Source organism: Stenotrophomonas sp. 1L-E-5-B-C3 (genome assembly GCF_057292075.1).
The window spans coordinates 25,988-47,010 of sequence record NZ_JBXAWS010000019.1; the positions used below are offsets into that span (position 1 = coordinate 25,988).

Here is a 21,023-nt window from a genome sequence, read left to right on the forward strand (position 1 = left end):
CATGGACCCCAGTCAGAATCCCAACGTTTTCCACGCCACCACCATCGTCTGCGTCCGTCGCGGCGAGCACGTGGCCATTGCCGGCGACGGCCAGGTCACGCTGGGCCACACCGTGATGAAGGGCAATGCGCGCAAGGTGCGCCGGCTTGGCCGTGACGGCCAGGTGCTGGCCGGCTTCGCCGGTGCCGCCGCCGATGCCTTCACCCTGTTCGAGCTGTTCGAGGCCAAGCTGGAAAAGCACGGCCAGCTGCAGCGCGCTGCGGTCGAGCTGGCCAAGGATTGGCGCACCGAGCGCCGTCTGGGCAAGCTCGAAGCCCTGCTGGCGGTGGCCGACAAGGAAACCTCGCTGATCATCAGCGGCACCGGTGATGTGATCGAGCCGGAGGACGGCATCATCGCCATCGGTTCCGGTGGTTCCTATGCACTGTCGGCCGCCCGCGCGCTGATGGCGCACACCGAACTGGATGCGCGCACCATCGCCAGTGAAGCGATCGGCATTGCCGGTGACATCTGCATCTACACCAACCGCAACGTGGTGGTCGAGGAGTTGTGACGGGGAACCCGTCACAGACGTTCCAGATTCGCCGGGCATGGCCCGGCGCTACCGTCCGGGGCCGTTCGGTTCCGGCATCGTAGACAACGAATTCGTGAGCACATCCATGTCGAAGATCGAAGTTTCATCCGCCACCATGACCCCGCGCGAGATCGTGCAGGAGCTGGACCGGCATATCGTGGGCCAGCACGACGCCAAGCGCGCGGTGGCCATCGCCCTGCGCAACCGCTGGCGCCGCATGCAGCTGGTGCCTGAGCTGCGCAATGAAGTGATGCCGAAGAACATCCTGATGATCGGCCCGACCGGCGTCGGCAAGACCGAGATCGCACGCCGCCTGGCCACGCTGGCCAACGCGCCGTTCGTCAAGGTCGAAGCAACCCGCTTCACCGAAGTCGGCTACGTCGGCAAGGACGTCGAGCAGATCATCCGTGACCTGGCCGATACCGCAGTGAAGCTTTACCGCGAACAGGCCAAGGTGCGCGTGCGTACCCAGGCCGAAGAACGCGCCGAAGACCGCATCCTCGATGCGCTGCTGCCGCGTCGTAGTGGCGGCATCGGTTTCGATCCTGAAGTGGCGCGCAACGAGCCGTCGGCACAGGACAACGAGACCCGCATCAAGTTCCGCAAGATGCTGCGCAATGGCGAGTTGGACGATCGCGAGATCGAGCTGGACCTGGCCGCCAACGTCAGCATGGACATCATGACCCCGCCGGGCATGGAGGAAATGGGCCAGCAGCTGAAGTCGATGTTCGCCAACCTCGGCGGCGGCGCCAAGGCGCACAAGCGCACGCTGACCATCAAGGCCGCGCGTCCGCTGCTGATCGAAGAAGAAGCCGGCAAGCTGGTCAACGAGGACGACATCCGTACCGCGGCGATCGAAGCCTGCGAGCAGCACGGCATCGTCTTCATCGACGAGATCGACAAGGTCGCCAAGCGTGGTGACAACGTGGGTGGTGGCGACGTCTCGCGCGAAGGCGTGCAGCGCGACCTGCTGCCACTGGTGGAAGGTTCCAACGTGTCCACCAAGTACGGCACGATCAAGACCGACCACATCCTGTTCATTGCCTCCGGCGCATTCCATCTGGCCAAGCCCAGCGACCTGATTCCCGAGCTGCAGGGTCGTTTCCCGATCCGCGTCGAGCTGGGTGCGCTGAGCAAGAACGACTTCGTGCGCATCCTGACCGAGCCGAAGGCCGCGCTGACCAAGCAGTACGAAGCGCTGCTGGCCACCGAGGGCGTCAAGGTCAGTTTCACCGCCGATGCCATCGATCGCCTGGCCGAGATCGCTTTCCAGGTGAACGAACGCCAGGAGAACATCGGTGCCCGCCGCCTGCACACCGTGCTGGAGCGGCTGCTGGATTCGCTCAGCTACGAAGCGCCGGACCGTGATGGCGAGACCCTGGTGATCGACAGCGCCTACGTCGATACGCACCTGGGCGAGCTGGTGCAGGATCCGGACCTGAGCCGCTACATCCTGTAACGCAGAAGGCCGCTATCCGATGGGGTCGGATCCCTCGCCGTGGCGAGGGCTCTGACCCCGGCCGCTGCACCATAGAAGGCCGCCGCAAGGCGGCCTTTTCGTTGGGCTTTCGGTAGCGTCGGGCCATGCCCGGCGGCTGTTCGGCCCGATGTTGGTGTTACCCGACGCAGGTCGCGCTGCGTGCTCGCCGGGCATGGCCCGGCGCTACCTGGGCGCGGTCAACCCGGCGCTACCGTTGCGTTCGGTAGGCCTGCAGCACCTGGTCCATCACCGCATTGGTACGGGCGGCGCTGGCGCCGTTCGACGGCGAGTGGCCGTTGCCGCGCAGCTCATCCACCAGAGTGGCGATCAACGGCTGCTGGATCGACGGCGGGTTCGGGATGTCGAACGCCTGCACGCCGGCCCCGGTCTCCAGCACTACCGGAACATCCTCGAAGGTGGCAAAGCGTAGCTGACCGTGGTCGCCGGTGATCTCGACCTCATCCTGGCGGCGGAACGCGCAGAAACTCCACTGCGCGATGCCATGCACCCCGCGACCGGCACGGAAGCACATCGAGACGCTGTCCTCGGCGGCATACGCGCCTGCCTGGGAACTGGCCAGGCCACGCACATCGGTCAAAGGCCCGAGCAGATGATCGAGCAGGTCCAGGGTGTGCGAGCCCAGATCAACGAACAGGCCGCCGCCGGAGATTGCTGGATTGGTCCGCCAGAAGTCCGGCGACGCAGCGTTCGCCGAATGCGGTCGATGCAGGGTGGCGCGCACGCTGCGCGGTTCACCGATCGCGCCGCTGTCCAGCAGCTGCTTCACCTTCTCGAAGCGGGGCAGGGCGCGGCGGTAATAGGCCACGAACACCGGCACGCTGCTGCGTGCGCTGGCCTCCATGATGCGTTGGCACTGGTCATGGTCCATGGCCATCGGCTTCTCGATGTAGACCGGCTTGCCCGCGGCAATCGCCTGCAACGCGTACTGCATGTGCGTCGAGGGTGGCGTTGCGACGTACACCGCGTTCACTTCCGGATCGGCGATGAGCGCATCGGCCTCCGTGTACCAGCAGGGAATCGCATGGCGCCGTGCGTAGTCTTCGGCCAGTGCCGCATTGCGGCGCATCACCGCGGCCACCCGTGAGCCGGGCGTGCCGGCCAGAGCGGGGCCGCTCTTCTTCTCGGTGACGCTGCCGCAACCGATGAAACCCCACACCACATTGTCCAGGATCATGGGGCCGTCCTCAGATGGGGGCCGTAGTGGCGGCAGCAACGCCGCTCACGCTTCCGGCAGGGGCTCGGGCACCGTGCCCGGCACGAACACGCCTTCCTTCACGTAGGCGGCCAGGGTCATGTCCAGTGCCAGCATGCCATCGCGCTTGAGGTCCATCAGGTCCGGTTCGACCATCGCCCCGTGCAGCACGCCCAGTACCGTGGCATGCAGCATGCGTGCGGCGATCTTCGGGTCGGCACCTTCGCGCAGCTGGCCCAGGTCCTGCGCACGGCGCAGGGCGCGCTCCATCCGGTCCAGCGCATCGCGGAAGCCAGCCTGCTGCAGTTCGGTCAGTACCTTGGTATCGGCGGAGGCATCGCTGCGCAGCATGATCTCCATGGTCTTGCGCAGGCGCTCGTCCTCGGACAGCTCGATGAACGAATGGATCATCACCGCGCGCAGGTCGTGCACCGGGGTGTCGCGCTGGTCGGTGGAGGTGCGCTCCAGTTCCTGCATGAAAGGCAGGTGCACGCGCTCGACGATCGCGGTCAGCACCTCGCTCTTGTTCTTGAAGTGCCAGTAGACCGCGCCACGGGTATAGCCGGCACGGGCACCGATCATCTCCAGCGTGGTACGGGCCACGCCGTGTTCATGGAAGCAGGCTTCGGCGGCGTCAAGGATGCCTTCCCGGGTTGCCTGGGTGTCCTCTTTGGTCTTGCGGGCCATGGGTAGGTACGAGTGCGGGTGAAACGTGGCTGAATTGTACCTGTTTACAAACAAACACGCATGTATGTATATTTCGTTCCCATCATTGCCGTCGTGTGCGTGGCAGGCCAGTCCGGCCCCCACGCCGCATCGGGTGGGCGCTGTTCGCACGGTCTTCACTAGTTCTGGTGGAGGGTCCGCCGTATCAGCGCTGGCTGAGACCCTTTCCTTCAAGAGCCTTTCCGTCATGTTGCTGAGCCGAATCCGACCCTTTGCACTGTCGCTGGCGATCGCCGCGACCGTGGCTGCCTGTGGCGGCCAACCCCAGGCCCCCGAGCAGGGCCCGGGCGATGTCACCGTGGTAACGCTGAAGTCCGAAACCGTGGGCCTGACCCGCGAACTGCCGGGTCGTACCAATGCGTTCCTGGTCGCCGAAGTGCGCCCGCAGGTCAATGGCATCGTCGCCAAGCGCTTGTTCACCGAAGGCGGAATGGTCAAGGCCGGCGAGCCGCTGTACCAGATCGAGGACGCCAGCTATCGCGCCCAGGCCAACAGCGCCCGCGCGCAGCTGGCCCGTGCCGAAGCCACTGCCAATGCCGCCCGCCTGAGCGCCAAGCGCATCACCGAGCTGGCCAAGGTCGACGCGGTCAGCCAGCAGGATCTGGAAAACGCCGTGGCTGCGCAGAAGCAGGCCGAAGCAGACGTCGGTGCCGCCAAGGCATCGCTGGATGCGGCCAACGTCACCCTCGGCTACGCGCGCATCACCGCGCCGATCAGCGGCCGCATCGGCAAGTCCAGCGTCACCCAGGGCGCGCTGGTCAGCGCCGGCCAGGCCACCGCGCTGGCCACCGTGCAGCAGCTGGACCCGATCTACGTCGACCTCACCCAGTCCTCGGCCGAGCTGCTGCAGCTGCGCCGCGAACTGGCCGCCGGCCGCCTGCAGGACAACCAGCAGACCCCGGTCAGCATCCTGATGGAAGACGGCAGCGAATTCGCCCACAAGGGCACGCTGGAGTTCTCCGAAGTCAGCGTCGATCCGGCCACCGGCAGCTTCGGGCTGCGGGTCAAGGTCGACAATCCCGATGGCCTGCTGATGCCCGGCATGTACGTGCGCGCCGTGATCGGCGGCGGCGTGCGCAGTGATGCGGTGCTGGTGCCGATGCAGGGCATCGCCCGTGATCCGAAGGGCGACACCAGCGCCATGGTGGTCGGCAAGGACAACAAGGTCGAAGCGCGCCCGGTCAAGGTCAGCCGCACGGTTGGCGACAAATGGCTGGTCGAGGACGGCCTGAAGGCCGGCGACAAGGTCATCGTCGAAGGCCTGCAGAAGATCGGCCCGGGCATGCCCGTGAACGTCACCGAACAGGGTGCCGCTCCGGCCAAGCCGGCTGCCGCCCAACCTGCAGCTGCGGCCGCAGGCGCGAAGTAAGCGGAGAACCCCATGGCACGTTTCTTCATCGATCGACCCATCTTCGCGTGGGTCATCGCGATCATCATCATGCTCGCCGGCGGCCTGGCCCTGTTCAAGCTGCCGATCTCGATGTACCCCAACGTCGCACCGCCGGCGGTGGAAATCAGCGCCAGCTATCCGGGTGCTTCGGCCAAGGTGGTCGAAGACTCGGTGACGCAGATCATCGAGCAGAACATGAAGGGCCTGGATGGCCTGATCTACTTCTCCTCCAACAGCTCGTCCAATGGCCAGGCCACCATCACCCTGACCTTCGAGAGCGGAACCAACCCGGACATCGCCCAGGTGCAGGTGCAGAACAAGCTGCAGCTGGCCATGCCGCTGCTGCCGCAGGAAGTGCAGCGGCAGGGCATCAACGTGGCCAAGTCCAGCTCGGGCTTCCTGAACGTCATCGCCTTCGTGTCCGAAGACGGCAGCATGGATGCCAACGACATCGCCGACTACGTCGGTTCCAACGTCGTTGACCGTCTGAGCCGCGTGCCGGGCGTGGGCAACATCCAGGTCTTCGGTGGCAAGTACGCCATGCGCATCTGGCTGGACCCGAACAAGCTGCATACCTATGGCCTGTCGGTGCCGGAAGTGACTGCCGCGATCAAGGCCCAGAACGCGCAGGTGGCCATTGGCCAGCTGGGCGGTGCGCCGTCGGTGAAGGGCCAGCAGCTCAACGCCACCATCAATGCGCAGTCGCGCCTGCAGACCCCGGAACAGTTCCGCAACATCATCGTGCGCGGCGCGCAGGACGGTGCCGAACTGCGCCTGGGCGATGTCGCCCGCGTCGAGCTGGGCGCCGAGTCCTACGATTTCGTCACCCGCTACAACGGCCAGCCGGCCAGCGGCCTGGCCGTTACCCTGGCCACCGGCGCCAACGCGCTGGATACCGCTGCCGGTGTCGATGCAACCCTGAAGGAACTGGAAGGTTTCTTCCCGGCCGGCCTGAAGGCCGAGATCCCGTACGACACCACTCCGTTCGTGCGCGTGTCGATCAAGGGCGTGGTGCAGACCCTGCTTGAAGCGATCGTGCTGGTGTTCGTGGTGATGTACCTGTTCCTGCAGAACTTCCGCGCCACCCTGATCCCGACCATCGCCGTGCCGGTGGTGCTGCTGGGTACCTTCGGCGTGCTGTCGGTGCTGGGCTTCTCGGTGAACATGCTGACCATGTTCGCGATGGTGCTGGCCATTGGCCTGCTGGTGGACGATGCCATCGTGGTGGTGGAGAACGTCGAGCGCATCATGTCCGAAGAAGGACTATCGCCGCTGGAGGCCACCCGCAAGTCGATGGGCCAGATCACCGGCGCACTGGTGGGTATCGGTCTGGTGTTGTCGGCGGTGTTCGTGCCGATGGCCTTCATGAGCGGCTCCACCGGTGTGATCTACCGGCAGTTCTCGGCCACGATCGTTTCGGCGATGGCATTGTCCGTGCTGGTCGCGATCGTGCTGACCCCGGCACTGTGCGCCACCATGCTCAAGCCGCTGAAGAAGGGCGAGCACCACGTTGCACACAAGGGCTGGTCGGGCCGCTTCTTCAATGGCTTCAACCGTGGCTTCGACCGCACCAGCGAGAGCTACCAGCGTGGCGTGCGCGGCATCCTGCATCGCCCGTGGCGGTTCATGGGCATCGTCGCCGCACTGTTCCTGCTGATGGGCGTGCTGTTCGTGCGCCTGCCCAGCTCGTTCCTGCCCAATGAAGACCAGGGCGTGCTGATGGCGCTGGTGCAGGCACCGGTCGGTGCCACCCAGGAGCGCACGCTGGAGTCGATCGCCGCGCTTGAAAAGCACTTCATGGAAAACGAGAAGGACGCGGTCGAGTCGGTGTTCTCGGTGCAGGGCTTCAGCTTCGCCGGCATGGGCCAGAACGCGGGCATGGCCTTCGTCAAGCTGAAGGACTGGAAGGACCGTGATGCCGACAACGGCGTGATGCCGATCACCGGCCGCGCGATGGCAGCACTGGGCCAGATCAAGGATGCCTTCATCTTCGCCTTCCCGCCGCCGGCCATTCCAGAACTGGGCACCGCCTCGGGTTACACCTTCTTCCTGAAGGACAACAGCGGCCAGGGCCATGAAGCCCTGGTGGCGGCGCGCAACCAGCTGCTGGGCCTGGCCGCCCAGAGCAGCAAGCTGGCCAACGTGCGTCCGAACGGCCAGGAAGACACGCCGCAGTTCCGCATCGATATCGATGTGGCCAAGGCGACGTCGCTGGGGCTGTCGATCGACCAGATCAACACCACCCTGGCCACCGCGTGGGGCAGCTCGTACATCGATGACTTCGTCGATCGCGGCCGCGTCAAGCGCGTGTTCGTGCAGGCCGACCAGGCGTTCCGCATGGTGCCGGAGGACTTTGATCTCTGGTCGGTGAAGAACGACAAGGGCGAGATGGTTCCGTTCAGCGCCTTCGCCAGCAAGCGCTGGGACTACGGTTCGCCGCGCCTGGAGCGCTACAACGGCGTGTCGGCCACCGAGATCCAGGGTGAGCCGGCGCCGGGCGTGGCCTCGGGTGATGCGATGGCCGAGATCGAACAGCTGGCCAAGCAGCTGCCGCAGGGCTTCGGTGTCGAGTGGACGGCGATGTCCTACCAGGAACGCCAGGCCGGTTCGCAGACGCCGCTGCTGTACACGCTGTCGCTGATGATCGTGTTCCTGTGCCTTGCCGCCCTGTATGAAAGCTGGAGCGTGCCGACTTCGGTGCTGCTGGTGGCGCCGCTGGGCATCCTCGGTGCAGTGCTGGCCAATACCTTCCGCGGCATGGAGCGCGACATCTACTTCCAGGTGGCGATGCTGACCACGGTGGGCCTGACCAGCAAGAACGCGATCCTGATCGTCGAATTCGCCAAGGAGCATCTGGAGAAGGGCGCGGGGCTGATCGAAGCGACGATGCATGCGGTCCGTGACCGCCTGCGTCCGATCATCATGACCTCGCTGGCCTTCGGCATGGGCGTGTTGCCGCTGGCGATCTCCACCGGTGCCGGTTCCGGCGCCAAGCAGGCGATCGGCACCGGCGTGCTCGGCGGCATGGTCGTCGGCACCGTGCTCGGCGTGTTCTTCGTGCCGCTGTTCTTCGTCGTGGTGCAGCGCGTGTTCAAGCGCAAGTCCACGACGTGACCTGAAACGGTAGTGCCGGCCGCTGGCCGGCACCTACTGCTCGCGTGATGTGAATCCAACGAGGTTGCCGGCCAGCGGCCGGCACTACCTCCTGCCATCCGGCAGTACCGATGGAAGTCATTCCCATGAAAAGTGCATCCCTGTTTCTTTCCATTGCCGCCGTGCTCGCGCTCGCCGGCTGCTCCACCCTGGTGCCGAAGGACACCGCCGTTGCGCCTGCCATTCCGGCGCAGTGGCCGGCCGAGGCCGCGCAGGGCCAGGTGGCTGACGTCGCCGCCGTCGGCTGGCGCGACTTCTTCACCGATGCGCGCCTGCAGCAGGTGATCGACCAGTCCCTGCAGAACAACCGCGACCTGCGTGTGGCGGTGCTCAATGTTGAACGTGCGCGTGGCCAGTACCGCGTGCAGCGCGCTGATCGCGTGCCGGGCGTGGCCGTTACCGGCCAGATGGATCGCCGTGGTACGGACGCTGGCGTCACCGAGCAGTTCACTGCCGGTGTTGGCGTAGCCGAGTTCGAGCTGGACCTGTTCGGTCGCGTGCGCAATCTCAGCGAGGCCGCCCTGCAGCAGTACTTCGCCGTGGCTGCGAACCGTCGCAACGCGCAGCTGAGCCTGGTGGCCGAGACCGCCACCGCGTGGTTGACCTACGGGGCGGACGCGCAGCGGTTGAAGATCGCCGAAGCGACGCTGAAGACCTACGAGGATTCGCTGCGCCTGGCCGAGGCCCGCCACGAACGCGGTGGCAGTTCGGCACTGGAGCTGACCCAGACCCGCACCCTGGTCGAAACCGCACGCACCGATGCCGCGCGCCTGCGTGGCCAGCTGGCCCAGGACCGCAACGCGCTGGCGCTGCTGGCCGGTGGCCAGCTCGACCCGGCGCTGCTGCCCGACGCTGTCGCGCCGAGCCTGCTGGCACTGGCGCCGCCGCCGGCCGGGCTGCCCAGCGACGTGCTGCTGCAACGCCCGGACATCATGTCCGCCGAGCATCAGCTGCTGGCCGCCAACGCCAGCATCGGTGCGGCGCGCGCGGCGTTCTTCCCGAGCATCTCGCTGACCGGCAGCATCGGCAGCGGTTCGAACGAACTGTCCAACCTGTTCGACAGTGGCACCCGTGTATGGAGCTTCCTGCCGAAGATCACGCTGCCGATCTTCCAGGGCGGCAAGCTGCGCGCGAACCTGGCCATCGCCAATGCCGATCGTGACATTGCGCTGGCGCAGTACGAGAAAGCGATCCAGGTGGGCTTCCGCGAGACCGCCGACGCACTGGCGCTGAATGTCAGCCTGGATGAACAGGTCGCTTCGCAGCAGCGCCTGGTCGAGGCTGCCGAGCAGGCCAACCGCCTGTCGCAGGCACGCTATGACGCTGGCCTGGACAGCTTCGTGACCCTGCTCGACGCGCGTCGTACCGCCTACAACGCGCAGCAGACGCAGCTGCAGGCGCAGCTGGCCCAGCAGTCCAACCGCATCACCCTGTACAAGGTGCTGGGCGGCGGCTGGCACGAACGCAGCTGAAGGACAGCCGGCCAGCGGCCGGCTCTACCTTGATGATCGATGGTAGTGCCGGCCGCTGGCCGGCATTGTCATTTCAGGACCTGCTACACCGCTTCATCGTCGCGCCGCGCTGCATGGCAGGCGCGTACGCGCGCCAGTGCGTCACCGGCCTCGCGCGCCATCTGCTCGTATTCGGCGCGGATCTCCTCCAGGCGCTCTTCGTCCAATTCCTCCAGGTCCAGAAGCTCGTTGTTGGCTTCGGCCGTCGCCCGGATCAGTTCGTCCAGCTTGATCTGCATCGCCGCGGTATCGGCGTTCTGCGTGTGCTGGATCAGGAACACCATCAGGAAGGTGATGATCGTGGTGCCGGTGTTGATCACCAGCTGCCAGGTGTCGTTGAATCCAAACACGGGCCCGCTGATGCCCCATATCACCACGATCATCACCGCAGCCAGGAAGGTCCACGGCGAACCGGTGGCGGCCGCAGCCTTCTTGGCGATCGTATTGAACAGGTTTCTTGCTTTCATCGTCGTCGTCCTACTCAGATGACGAGGATGATCGGCAGTGGCCCGTGCAGGGGCCGTGCAGCCGTGGATCGGCTCAGGCGCGCAGGCGCGGAGCGTCCTGCAGCCGCACCGGGCTGGTCTGGTAGACATGCTGCCAGCAGCGGTCGACGAACTCGCGGGCCTGGGACTCGCTCAGCCGCGGCATGATCTGCAGCGCGTACTGGGTCTGGAACATCTCGTCGCGCTGGGCATTGCTTGCGCGCGGCTGGGTGATCAGCGAATCGCAGGCGAACTTGATCCACGGCACGTACGAACCGAACGAGTTGTGCGGTAGTGCGCCGTCGGCATGCTGGCGGCGCCAGTGATCAAGCTCGGCATCGACATTGATGACCGGGGGAATGGTGGGAACTTCAGCGTGCATGTCGATCCAATCGGTTGAGGTGGATGGGAGTGGGGGTTCATCGCAGTGTGGCGTATGCGCCGGTGCATGCCGCGTCAGCGCGGCGTGCAGCCGGTGTTGCCATCGAGCAGCTGCGCGTGGGTCACTGCACCGAGGTCTTCGGCGATGTCGGCCATGGCGTTGCACAGCCGGACATGATCACGCGGGTGGGCGTGGATCACTTCCTGCTGCAATCCCTGGTAAGCGGTCCAGAACGGCGCGGTGCGTCGATGCAGCGCGAACTGCTGCGTCAATCGGTCGCGGATGCCGGCAAGGGCCGGGTCGGGCGTGGAGCGTAGGGCGAGCGCGCACATGGCTGGCTCCGCCGGGGAAAGGGGCCCCGGTCATTCCACCCTAGGTGCGATGGCGGGCTGGGGTGTTACCGGCGCGTGTGCATGCAGGGCAACTGACTGTGCACCGGTTCACGGCGATTGCCGCAAACGCTGCCGGCACAAGGATGTGCCGGCACTGAAGCGTTCATTAAGCGGGTTCAACAGGAGGCTGCGCGGTGTTCATTCACCGATGTCTTCGTTCCAGATCTCCGGGTGCTGCGCAATGAAGCCGCCCAGCAGGTCCACGCATTCCTGGCTGTCCAGGTCGATCACCTTGACGCCGTTTTCGCGCAGCCAGTCGATGCCGCCTTGGAAGGTGCGCGATTCGCCGACCACCACGGTGCCGATGTTGAACTGGCGCACCAGGCCCGAGCAGTACCAGCACGGCGCCAGGGTGGTGACCATGATGGTGTCCTGGTAACGGCGCTGGCGGCCGGCCTTGCGGAAGGCATCGGTCTCGCCATGCACTGACGGGTCGCTTTCCTGCACGCGGCGGTTGTGGCCGCAGCCAAGCAGACGGCCGTCGTTGTGGTACAGCGCCGCGCCGATCGGCACGCCACCCTCGGCCAGGCCCTGGCGGGCTTCGGCGATGGCGGTCTGCAGCAGGGCCTGGTAGTCGGGCGTGGTGATCATGCGGGGCTCCGGTAAGTCATGGCCCGCCATGATACGGGCAGGGGGTGCCGATGGCCCCCGGCGGTGCGATAATCGGGGCATGAGCGAATCCCCCTACAAATCCGGTACCACCCATTTCGGGTTCCGCGACGTCGCCGCCAAGGACAAGCAGAAGCTGGTCGGCCAGGTGTTCACGTCGGTCGCGCGCAACTACGACCTGATGAACGACCTGATGAGCATGGGCGTGCACCGGGCGTGGAAGCGCTACTACGTCGCCACTGCGCAGGTGAAGCCGGGTGACCGCGTGCTCGATCTGGCCGGCGGCACCGGTGACATCGCCGCGCTGCTGAAAGAGCGCGTCGGCGTCGAAGGTTCGGTGGTGCTGGGCGACATCAACGCCGGCATGCTGTCGGTCGGCCGCGACCGCCTGACCAACCGCGGCCTGGTGCTCGGCCTGGACTACGTGCAGTGCAACGCCGAAGCCCTGCCGTTCCCGGACAACAGCTTCGACCTGGTGACCATTGCCTTTGGCCTGCGCAACGTGACCGACAAGGACGCCGGCCTGCGCGAGATGTACCGCGTGCTGAAGGTCGGCGGCCAGGCCCGCGTGCTGGAGTTCTCCGAAGTCACCGCCGACTGGTTCAAGCCGATCTACGACTTCCATTCGTTCAAGATCCTGCCGAAGCTGGGCAAGCTGTTCGCCAACGATTCGGACAGCTACCAGTACCTGGCCGAGAGCATCCGCAAGCACCCGCCGCAGGAAGAGCTGAAGGCGATGATGGGGCAGGCCGGTTTCGAGCGTTGCCACTACAAGAACCTGACCGGCGGCATCGTCTCGATCCATTCCGGCTACAAGCTTTAAGCCTTGAAGGTCGCCGGGCATGGCCCGGCGCTACCACGCAACGTCCCGGCACCCCCGGTAGCGCCGGGCCATGCCCGGCGAGCAGGCGGCCCCGCCCGCCATTACCCCGCACCGCGCAACGCCTGCGGGGCCGGAGGGAGGTACCATTGGGGGTCTGATCCCCGTAACGGTCCCGATTCATGCGTAATCCGCTGATGCTCCTTCCGCTGGCCGTGGCCCTGGCCGCCGGCTGCTCCCAGGAGGCGGCCGCGCCCGCCGCCGCCCCGACTGCCGAAAAGGCCCCCGCCGCTCCCGTGAACGCCGAAAACCGCAGCCACGACGAAAGCTCCTATGCCGAGCCGGACAAGGTCGTCATCAAGGACATCGCGCTGGACCTGAAGCTGGACTTCGACCAGAAGCAGATCGGCGGCACCGCCACTTACACCCTGGAGTGGAAACAGAAGGACGCCAAGCAGCTGGTGCTCGACACCCGCGAGCTGAGCGTGTCCAAGGTCGAGGCGATCGCCGCCGATGGCGCGCGCAGCCCGCTGCAGTTCGTGCTCGCCCCGGTCGACAAGGTGTTCGGCAGCAAGCTGACCATCGAGACCCCGGCGCAGCCGGCCAAGGTGGAAGTGACCTACCACACCGCACCGACCGCCTCGGGCCTGCAGTGGCTGGCGCCGTCGATGACCGAGGGCAAGAAGCTGCCCTTCATGTTCAGCCAGTCGCAGGCCATCCACGCCCGTTCCTGGGTGCCGCTGCAGGACACCCCGAGCGTGCGCTTCACCTACAGCGCGCACGTGGTCTCGCGCCCGGACGTGATGGTGCTGATGAGCGCTGACAACGATCCGAAGGCCGCGCGTGACGGTGACTACACCTTCAAGATGCCGCAGCCGATTCCGTCCTACCTGCTGGCCATCGCTGCCGGTGACCTGGTGTTCGAGCCGATCTCCGGCCGCTCCGGCGTCTGGGCCGAGCCGACCATGGTCAACAAGGCCGCCAAGGAATTCGAAGACACCGAGAAGATGATCGGTGCCGCCGAGAAGCTGTACGGCGAATACCGCTGGGGCCGCTACGACATGCTGGTGCTGCCGCCGTCGTTCCCGTTCGGCGGCATGGAGAACCCGCGCCTGACCTTCGCCACCCCGACCGTGATCGTCGGCGACAAGTCGCTGGTCTCGCTGGTGGCCCACGAACTGGCGCACAGCTGGTCGGGCAACCTGGTGACCAACGCCAGCTGGAAGGACATCTGGCTCAATGAAGGCTTCACCACCTACGTCCAGGGCCGCATCACCGAAGCCCTGTACGGCAAGGAGATGGCCGAGATGGAGAAGCAGATCGACCAGACCGATCTGCTGGCCGAAGTGAAGGACATGAGCCCGGCCGACCAGGCGCTGGCGCTGCCGCCGCTGAACGAGCGTGACCCTGACGAAGCCCTGAGCCAGGTCGCCTACGTCAAGGGTTCGTGGTTCCTGGAGTTCCTGGAACAGCGCTTCGGCCGCGAGACCTTCGATCCGTTCCTGCGTGGCTGGTTCGATGACCACGCCTTCCAGAGCGCGAACACCGACCAGTTCGTGGAGTATCTGAAGAAGAACCTGCTGCCGAAGAATCCGTCGGCAGTGACCGATGCCGAACTGAAGGCGTGGCTGGACGAGCCGGGCATCCCGGCGTTCGCGGCCAAGGCGCAGTCGCGCAACTTCAGCAGCGTCGATACCGCACGCATCGCCTTTGCCAGCGCCGGCACCGTGCCGAGCAGCCAGGTCATCGCCGACTGGAGCACGCAGGAATGGGTGCGCTTCATCGACGGCCTGGGCGCGACCCAGCCGCTGGACAAGCTGGCCACGCTGGACAAGGCGTTCCACTTCACCGGTACCCCGAATGGCGAGATCGCCATGCGCTGGTATCCGCTGGCGATCCGCAGCGGCTACGAGCAGGCCAATGAAGGCGCCGCAGCATTCATCGAGCGCGTCGGCCGTCGCAAGCTGATCCTGCCGATCTACGCCGAACTGGTGAAGACCCCGAAGGGTCTGGAGCTGGCCAAGCAGGCCTTCGAGAAGGCCAAGCCGGGCTACCACCCGATCACCACCGGCTCGGTGCAGGACATGCTGTCCAAGGCTGAAGCCAAGTAAGCAGAAGCGCCGGGCAACCCCCGGCGCTTTTTTTGTAGAGTCGAGCCATGCTCGACTGCTGTTGAAGCGCCAGTCGAGCATGGCTCGACTCTACAGAAATGCGAAAACACGAAGGACCTCCGCCATGAAACGACTGATCCTGCTCACCGCCTGCACCCTGGCCCTGGCTGCCTGCAGCAACCCCGAGGAAGAGCGCAAGGCGCAGGAAGCCGCCGCGGCCGCCGTGCAGGCACAGAAGGAAGCCAAGGCCGAGGACGTGGCCAAGCAGTACGACATGGCCGTGGCCGCGCAGGACTGGGAGCGTGCGCGCCTGCATGGTGCCTCGCTGCTGGACCAGTACAAGGACACCGCCGCCGCCGAGCGCATCGCGGCTGGCTTCGACGAAGTAAAGGCCAAGGGCGATGCCGCGCGCGACCTGCGCCGCATGCAGGGGCTGTGGCAGTACAACCAGATCCCGGTCGGCAGCAAGGGCAACCAGGTCTCGGCACAGATTTACAGCAAGGAACGGGTGGACGTGGATGGCAGCGGTGCCAAGCCGGTGCAGTTGGTGTTCCGCGATCATCCGGAGTGGAAGCGGCATGCCTACCTGGTGCTGCAGGCCGGCGATTTCCGTTGCCCGCAGTGCACGGTGAAGGTGACCGTGGACGACGGCAAGCCGATTTCCATGGCCGCCTGGCGGCCGAAGACCGATGAAGCCATCGCCCTGTTCATCACTGACCAGAAAGCGCTGTGGAAGCTGGCAGCCAAGGGCAAGTCGATCAGCGTCGAGTTCCCGGTCAAGGCCGGTGGCACCCGTACTGCGGTGTTCGAGACCGGTGGCATCGACGCCAGCCGCATGCCGACGTGGTGGCGATGACCCTGGCGGTACCCGTGGTGGACGCCAGGGCAGTACCGGCGTTGTCGGCAATCCGGCACTGGGTGTTCGACATGGATGGCACGTTGACCGTGGCGATGCATGATTTCGCGCGGATCAAGCGCGAACTGGCGATTCCGGCGCAGGACGACATCCTCACCCACCTGGCTGCTCTGCCCGCTGCAGAGGCCAGTGCCAAGCATGCCTGGCTGCTGGCCCACGAGCGTGAACTGGCCGCGGCCTCCGTGCCGGCGACGGGCGCGGTGGCGCTGGTGCGTGCGCTGCAGGGCGCCGGTTGCCGGCTGGGCATCCTCACCCGCAACGTGCGCAACCTGGCCCAGGTCACGCTGCAGGCGATCGGGCTGGGCGATGTGTTTGCCGAAGAGGACATCATCGGCCGCGACGAAGCCGAGCCCAAGCCCTCGCCGGACGGCCTGCAGTACTTCCTGCAGCGCTGGCAGGTGGATCCGGCGCAGGTGGTGATGGTGGGCGATTACCGCTTCGACCTGGAATGCGGCCGGGCCGCGGGCACGCGCACCCTGCTGGTCAATGCCCCGGACAACCCGTGGCCGGACATGGCCTGCTGGCACATGGCCGATTGTGCGGCGGTGCTGGAGCACTGGCAGCGCTAGGGGGCGCCCTCTGCGCGCCATGGCGGGCAGGGGGAAAGGGTTCAGATGTCGAAAGCCGTCGAAGTAGACGGTCATCACAGTGTATTGTGCGCGATCACTGCGCAGGACTGTGTCTGGCGGGATGCCCGGCCGGAGCTGAGGCCGGGGGCGGTTGGGGAACCGCTGCCGACGACTGTCGTGGCCTGATCGGGCGCTGGCGATGGTGTCAGGTAACACGTTGGTCGATGTAGCCCGCTGCCAGGGACGCGGCGAGGGTCTCCGTTGTTCCATTCCAGGATTCCTTTCATGCCTCGAGCTGTGCTGCTGTCGTTGTACCGGCGTCTGTGTCCGATCGCCGCCTTCTTCCTGTTTGGCCTGGTGGCCCTGTCGCTGTCGCGGCTGGGGCTGGCGCTGTGGCATGCCGCGCGGGTCAGTGCTGCCGACGGTTGGTCCACGATTTTCCTGCAGGGACTGCGTGTGGACGTGTCCACGCTGTGCCTGCTCTTTGGCATCCCGGCAGTGCTGTCGCTGCTGTTGCCGGTCGAAGGACGGTTGGGCCGCGCCTGGAGGCATGTCCTGCGCGGGTGGCTGATCGTGGCAAGCGTGCTGCTGGTGTTCATGGAACTGGCCACGCCAAGCTTCATGGCCGAGTACGGCCTGCGGCCCAATCGTTTGTTCCTTGAGTATCTGATCTACCCCGAAGAAGTCGGAATGACGCTGCTGCGGGGGCATCTGCTGGCGGTGGTGATCGAAGTGGTCGCCGTGATCGTGCTGTGCTGGGCGCTGTTGCGTGGCTCGCGTCGCTGGGTGGAAACCCGCCCGGCGGCCGTGGCCGAAGCCGGGTGGCTGTGGCGATTGCCGCTGGCGGTGCTGGTGCTGCTGCTGGCGGCGATGGGTGTGCGTTCGAGCCTCGGCCATCGGCCGTTGAATCCGGCGCTGGTGGCGTTCTCCACCGACCCCACCGTCAACGTGCTGCCACTCAACTCGCTGTACACCGTCGGCTATGCGGCGCGCCAGCTGGCCGCCCGCAGCGAGACCTCGCGCATCTATGGCGAGCTGCCGCTGGCGCAGGTGGTCGACGAGCTGCACGCGACCAGTGGCCTGCCTGCCACGGCGTACGTGTCCGAGGCGCTGCCGAGCCTGGCATTGCGTCCACCGCTGCACCAGGGCAAGCCGCGCAACCTGGTGATCGTGCTGGAAGAAAGCCTCGGTGCACAGTTCATCGGCAGCCTTGGCGGGAGGCCGCTGTCGCCGCATTACGACCGCCTGAGCAAGCAGGGCTGGGCGTTCGAGCGGCTGTATGCCACCGGTACGCGTTCGGTGCGCGGGATCGAAGCGGTGCTGACCGGCTTCCCGCCGACCCCGGCCGAATCGGTAGTCAAGTTGCCGGCCAGCCGCCAACGCTTCTTCACCCTGGCCGATGTACTGGGCCGGCATGGCTACGACACCGGCTTCTACTACGGCGGCGAAAGTCACTTCGACAACATGCGCGAGTTCTTCCTCGCCAATGGCTTCACCCGCATCGTGGATCGCAAGGACTACCGCACGCCGACGTTCGTCGGATCATGGGGGGCATCGGACGAGGATCTGTTCAACCGCGCCGATGAGCAGTTCCAGCAGTTGAATGCGCAGGGCAAGCCGTTCTTCGGCCTGGTGTTCACCTCCAGCAACCATGATCCGTTCGAGTTCCCGGACGGCCGCATCGAACTGTACGAGCAGCCCAAGCAGACCCGCGACAATGCAGCCAAGTACGCCGATCACGCGCTGGGAGAATTCTTCCGCAAGGCGATGGCCTCACCGTACTGGGAAAACACCGTGTTCCTGGTGGTGGCCGACCATGACTCGCGCGTGTTCGGCAAGGACATGGTGCCCATCGCCAACTTCCATATCCCGGGCTTGATCCTTGGCGGCGGCATCGAACCGCGGCGGGATACCCGCATCGTCAGCCAGATCGATCTGGCGCCGACGCTGCTGTCGCTGCTGGGCATCGCCGACCCCACGCCGCTGGTGGGCCAGGACCTGACCGACATGCGGCGGCTGCAACCGGGCCGCGCGCTGATGCAGTACGACCGCAACCTGGCATGGATGGAGGGCAACGACGTCGCCATCCTGCAGCCGGACAAGCCGGCGCAGGGATTCCGCTACGACCCGGCGACCGATCAGCTGCAGCCACACCCACTGCGGCCGGAGCTGGCACGGCGCGCACATGCCTATGCCATGTGGGGCACGCTGGCTTACGAGAAAGAGCTGTACCGGTTGCCGGAGAAAGCCAAGCCCTGAGCCGGAAGGTAGCGCCGGGCCATGCCCGGCGAGCGCACAGCGCGGGCGGCGTCCGGCAATATCTGATTGGAAAGCCGCCGGGCTTGGCCCGGCGCTACCGGAATCTCCGCTGTCGCGCGGGCAATTCGCTTACGCGTTCAACGCGTAACCGAACTGCTGCTTGAACTGCTCGTTGAACTCTTCGAAGGTGAAACGCTGGTTCTGGGTGCCCGGGTGCTCCACCTTCAGCGCGCCCATCAGGTTGCCCATGCGGCCGATGGTCAGCCAGTCGTAGCCCTTCTGGATGCCGTAGATCAGGCCGGCGCGGAAGGCGTCGCCACAACCGGTCGGGTCGACCACGCGGCGCTCGTGCGCCGGCGGGATGTCGTAGCTCTTTTCCGGGGTGTGGATGACCGCGCCCTTCGGGCCACGGGTGGTGATGTAGGCCTTGACCCGGCTGACGATCTCCTTCTCGTCCCAACCGGTGCGTTCCTGCAGCAGGTTCGACTCGTAGTCGTTGACCACCACGTAGTCGGCCTGGTCGATGAAGGCGCGCAGCTCCGGTCCGTTGAACAGCGGCATGGCCTGGCCCGGGTCGAAGATGAACGGGATGCCGTCTTCGTGGAATTCCTGCGCGTTCTGGATCATGCCTTCGCGACCGTCCGGGCCGACCAGGCCGAGGGTCACGCCGGGCACGCCACGCACGTGGTTCTCGTAGGAACGCATCATCGCGCCTGGATGGAAGGCGGTGATCTGGTTGTTGTCATGGTCGGTGGTGATGAACGCCTGCGGGGTGAACAGCTCATCGATCACGCGCACGCGGGTCAGGTCGATGCCCAGGCCTTCGAAATACTCGCGGTACGGGCCGAAGTCCGAACCGACGGTGCCCATCGGGATCGGCTGGCCGCCCAGCAGGTGCAGGTTGTAGGCGATGTTGCCGGCGCAGCCACCGAACTCGCGGCGCATGCGCGGCACCAGGAAGGACACGTTCAGGATGTGCACCTTGTCCGGCAGGATGTGATTCTTGAACTGGTCCGGGAACACCATGATGGTGTCGAAGGCAAGAGAACCACAGATCAGAGCGGACATCGATGTAAGCCTATGCGGTGAATTTTGGGGTGGGCCGGCCCGGTTCAGCAGGCAAGCAAACGGCGCCCTTGGGCGCCCGACGGCGCAAAGGTTACCCGCTGGTGCCGCTCAGGGCCAGAACCGGGTGATGCCCGATCGGGCCGAAAGCCTGTCAAGGCGCGGGTTCAGCTAGTTTTTTCCTTGCTCGGCGGCAGGCGGGTTGCTAGGCTTGTCGGCCTCGATTTCTGCCCATTTTTTCGCCATCCCGCGGCGGGCACGACACCCCTCAGGACTCCTTCCTCAGATGTTCAAGAAACTCCGTGGCATGTTCTCCAACGACCTGTCCATCGACCTGGGCACGGCCAACACCCTCATCTACGTGCGCGGGCAGGGGATCGTGCTGAACGAGCCGTCGGTGGTCGCAGTGCGTCAGGATCGCGCCATCGGTGGTACACGCTCGGTGGCAGCCGTCGGCGCCGAGGCCAAGCAGATGCTGGGCCGTACCCCGGGCCACATCACCACCATCCGCCCGATGAAGGACGGCGTCATCGCCGACTTCACCTATACCGAGGCGATGCTCAAGCACTTCATCAAGAAGGTGCACAAGTCGCGCGTGCTGCGCCCGAGCCCGCGCGTGCTGGTCTGCGTGCCGGCCGGCTCGACCCAGGTCGAGCGCCGCGCGATCAAGGAATCGGCCGAGGAAGCCGGCGCCCGTGACGTGTTCCTGATCGAAGAGCCGATGGCCGCCGCGATCGGCGCCGGCATGCCGGTCACCGAAGCCCGTGGCTCGATGGTCATCGACATCGGCGGCGGCACCACCGAAGTGGCGGTGATCTCGCTCAACGGCATCGTCTACTCGGCCTCGGTCCGTATCGGCGGCGACCGCTTCGACGAGTCGATCACCAACTACGTGCGCCGCAACCACGGCATGCTGATCGGTGAAGCCACCGCCGAGCGCATCAAGGTCGAACTGGGCTGCGCCTACCCGCAGGCGGAAGTGATCGAGATGGAAATCTCCGGCCGCAACCTCGCCGAGGGCGTGCCGAAGATGATCAAGATCAGCTCCAACGAAGTGCTCGAAGCCCTGCACGAACCGCTTTCGGGCATCGTCAGCGCGGTCAAGCTGGCGCTGGAGCAGACCCCGCCGGAACTGTGCGCCGACGTCGCCGAGCGCGGCATCGTGCTGACCGGTGGTGGCGCCCTGCTGCGTGACCTGGACCGCCTGATCTCCGAGGAAACCGGCCTGCACGTGCAGGTGGCCGATGACCCGCTGACCTGCGTGGCCCGCGGTGGTGGCCGTGCACTGGAGCTGGTCGACATGCACGGCAACGAGTTCTTTGCGCCGGAGTAAGCCGTCCCGGCTGCCTGCGCCCGCAGCGCCCCACC

At 65.9% G+C, this 21,023-nt stretch carries 18 protein-coding genes; 11 read left to right on the forward strand and 7 right to left on the reverse strand.

What is annotated here, in order from left to right:
• Window position 1 precedes the first annotated feature (1 nt).
• Together hslV and hslU are read left to right on the forward strand one after the other, a co-directional pair.
• Window positions 2-553, forward strand: a complete 552-nt coding sequence (gene hslV, locus AC0Z6F_RS19215; RefSeq protein ID WP_005411093.1) for an ATP-dependent protease subunit HslV — start codon at window positions 2-4, stop codon at window positions 551-553.
• A 106-nt stretch (window positions 554-659) separates the two neighbouring features.
• Window positions 660-2,033 (forward strand): ATP-dependent protease ATPase subunit HslU, encoded by a 1,374-nt coding sequence (hslU, locus tag AC0Z6F_RS19220; RefSeq protein ID WP_006393294.1) that lies wholly within the window; start codon window positions 660-662, stop codon window positions 2,031-2,033.
• A 229-nt stretch (window positions 2,034-2,262) separates the two neighbouring features.
• Here the strand turns inward: hslU and AC0Z6F_RS19225 are convergent, their stop codons facing one another.
• Both AC0Z6F_RS19225 and smeT read right to left on the reverse strand, forming a co-directional pair.
• Entirely contained in the window at window positions 2,263-3,249 is a 987-nt protein-coding gene (locus AC0Z6F_RS19225) for a Gfo/Idh/MocA family protein (protein ID WP_485618147.1), read from the reverse strand.
• Window positions 3,250-3,294: 45 nt separating this feature from the next.
• Window positions 3,295-3,954 carry an efflux transporter SmeDEF transcriptional repressor SmeT gene (smeT, locus tag AC0Z6F_RS19230; protein WP_012512143.1) on the reverse strand — a complete coding sequence of 220 codons (660 nt, stop codon included), beginning with the start codon at window positions 3,952-3,954 and terminating at the stop codon, window positions 3,295-3,297.
• Window positions 3,955-4,180: 226 nt separating this feature from the next.
• On the opposite strand from smeT, the gene smeD reads away from it, so the two are divergent.
• From smeD to smeF, 3 genes are all read left to right on the forward strand, one after another.
• Window positions 4,181-5,362: a multidrug efflux RND transporter periplasmic adaptor subunit SmeD gene (smeD, locus tag AC0Z6F_RS19235; protein ID WP_006393237.1), complete on the forward strand. Its 1,182-nt coding sequence runs from the start codon at window positions 4,181-4,183 to the stop codon at window positions 5,360-5,362.
• 12 nt (window positions 5,363-5,374) lie between these two features.
• Entirely contained in the window at window positions 5,375-8,497 is a 3,123-nt protein-coding gene (gene smeE / locus AC0Z6F_RS19240) for a multidrug efflux RND transporter permease subunit SmeE (RefSeq protein ID WP_100435270.1), read from the forward strand.
• Window positions 8,498-8,607: 110 nt separating this feature from the next.
• Complete coding sequence (smeF, locus tag AC0Z6F_RS19245; protein WP_141651044.1) at window positions 8,608-10,008, forward strand: multidrug efflux RND transporter outer membrane subunit SmeF; 1,401 nt, start codon at window positions 8,608-8,610, stop codon at window positions 10,006-10,008.
• Between the two features lie 83 nt (window positions 10,009-10,091).
• Here smeF and AC0Z6F_RS19250 read toward each other — a convergent pair whose 3' ends face one another.
• The 4 genes from AC0Z6F_RS19250 to AC0Z6F_RS19265 form a co-directional block, all read right to left on the reverse strand.
• Window positions 10,092-10,514: a low affinity iron permease family protein gene (locus AC0Z6F_RS19250; protein ID WP_006393106.1), complete on the reverse strand. Its 423-nt coding sequence runs from the start codon at window positions 10,512-10,514 to the stop codon at window positions 10,092-10,094.
• 73 nt (window positions 10,515-10,587) lie between these two features.
• Complete coding sequence (locus AC0Z6F_RS19255) at window positions 10,588-10,914, reverse strand: hypothetical protein (protein ID WP_006393104.1); 327 nt, start codon at window positions 10,912-10,914, stop codon at window positions 10,588-10,590.
• A 74-nt stretch (window positions 10,915-10,988) separates the two neighbouring features.
• Complete coding sequence (locus AC0Z6F_RS19260; protein ID WP_006393103.1) at window positions 10,989-11,246, reverse strand: hypothetical protein; 258 nt, start codon at window positions 11,244-11,246, stop codon at window positions 10,989-10,991.
• Between the two features lie 198 nt (window positions 11,247-11,444).
• Window positions 11,445-11,897 (reverse strand): nucleoside deaminase, encoded by a 453-nt coding sequence (locus AC0Z6F_RS19265; RefSeq protein WP_012512138.1) that lies wholly within the window; start codon window positions 11,895-11,897, stop codon window positions 11,445-11,447.
• A 79-nt stretch (window positions 11,898-11,976) separates the two neighbouring features.
• Here AC0Z6F_RS19265 and ubiE point away from each other — a divergent pair, with 79 nt between their 5' ends.
• The 5 genes from ubiE to AC0Z6F_RS19290 all read left to right on the forward strand — a co-directional run bounded on the left by ubiE (window position 11,977) and on the right by AC0Z6F_RS19290 (window position 18,590).
• Entirely contained in the window at window positions 11,977-12,738 is a 762-nt protein-coding gene (gene ubiE / locus AC0Z6F_RS19270) for a bifunctional demethylmenaquinone methyltransferase/2-methoxy-6-polyprenyl-1,4-benzoquinol methylase UbiE (protein WP_012512137.1), read from the forward strand.
• A 179-nt stretch (window positions 12,739-12,917) separates the two neighbouring features.
• Window positions 12,918-14,846, forward strand: coding sequence for a M1 family metallopeptidase (locus AC0Z6F_RS19275; RefSeq protein WP_012512136.1), 1,929 nt, complete (start codon window positions 12,918-12,920; stop codon window positions 14,844-14,846).
• Window positions 14,847-14,970: 124 nt separating this feature from the next.
• Window positions 14,971-15,702 carry a hypothetical protein gene (locus AC0Z6F_RS19280; protein WP_012512135.1) on the forward strand — a complete coding sequence of 244 codons (732 nt, stop codon included), beginning with the start codon at window positions 14,971-14,973 and terminating at the stop codon, window positions 15,700-15,702.
• Window positions 15,699-16,331 (forward strand): HAD family hydrolase, encoded by a 633-nt coding sequence (locus AC0Z6F_RS19285; protein ID WP_012512134.1) that lies wholly within the window; start codon window positions 15,699-15,701, stop codon window positions 16,329-16,331. The genes AC0Z6F_RS19280 and AC0Z6F_RS19285 overlap by 4 nt, the downstream gene beginning before the upstream one ends.
• Window positions 16,332-16,616: 285 nt before the next feature.
• Complete coding sequence (locus tag AC0Z6F_RS19290; protein WP_012512133.1) at window positions 16,617-18,590, forward strand: LTA synthase family protein; 1,974 nt, start codon at window positions 16,617-16,619, stop codon at window positions 18,588-18,590.
• 129 nt (window positions 18,591-18,719) lie between these two features.
• Here the strand turns inward: AC0Z6F_RS19290 and AC0Z6F_RS19295 are convergent, their stop codons facing one another.
• A complete protein-coding gene (locus AC0Z6F_RS19295) occupies window positions 18,720-19,658 on the reverse strand; it encodes a carbohydrate kinase family protein (RefSeq protein WP_006392776.1) in 939 nt (312 codons plus the stop codon).
• A gap of 283 nt (window positions 19,659-19,941) precedes the next feature.
• On the opposite strand from AC0Z6F_RS19295, the gene AC0Z6F_RS19300 reads away from it, so the two are divergent.
• Window positions 19,942-20,988, forward strand: a complete 1,047-nt coding sequence (locus AC0Z6F_RS19300) for a rod shape-determining protein (protein ID WP_005419402.1) — start codon at window positions 19,942-19,944, stop codon at window positions 20,986-20,988.
• Window positions 20,989-21,023: the final 35 nt, after the last annotated feature.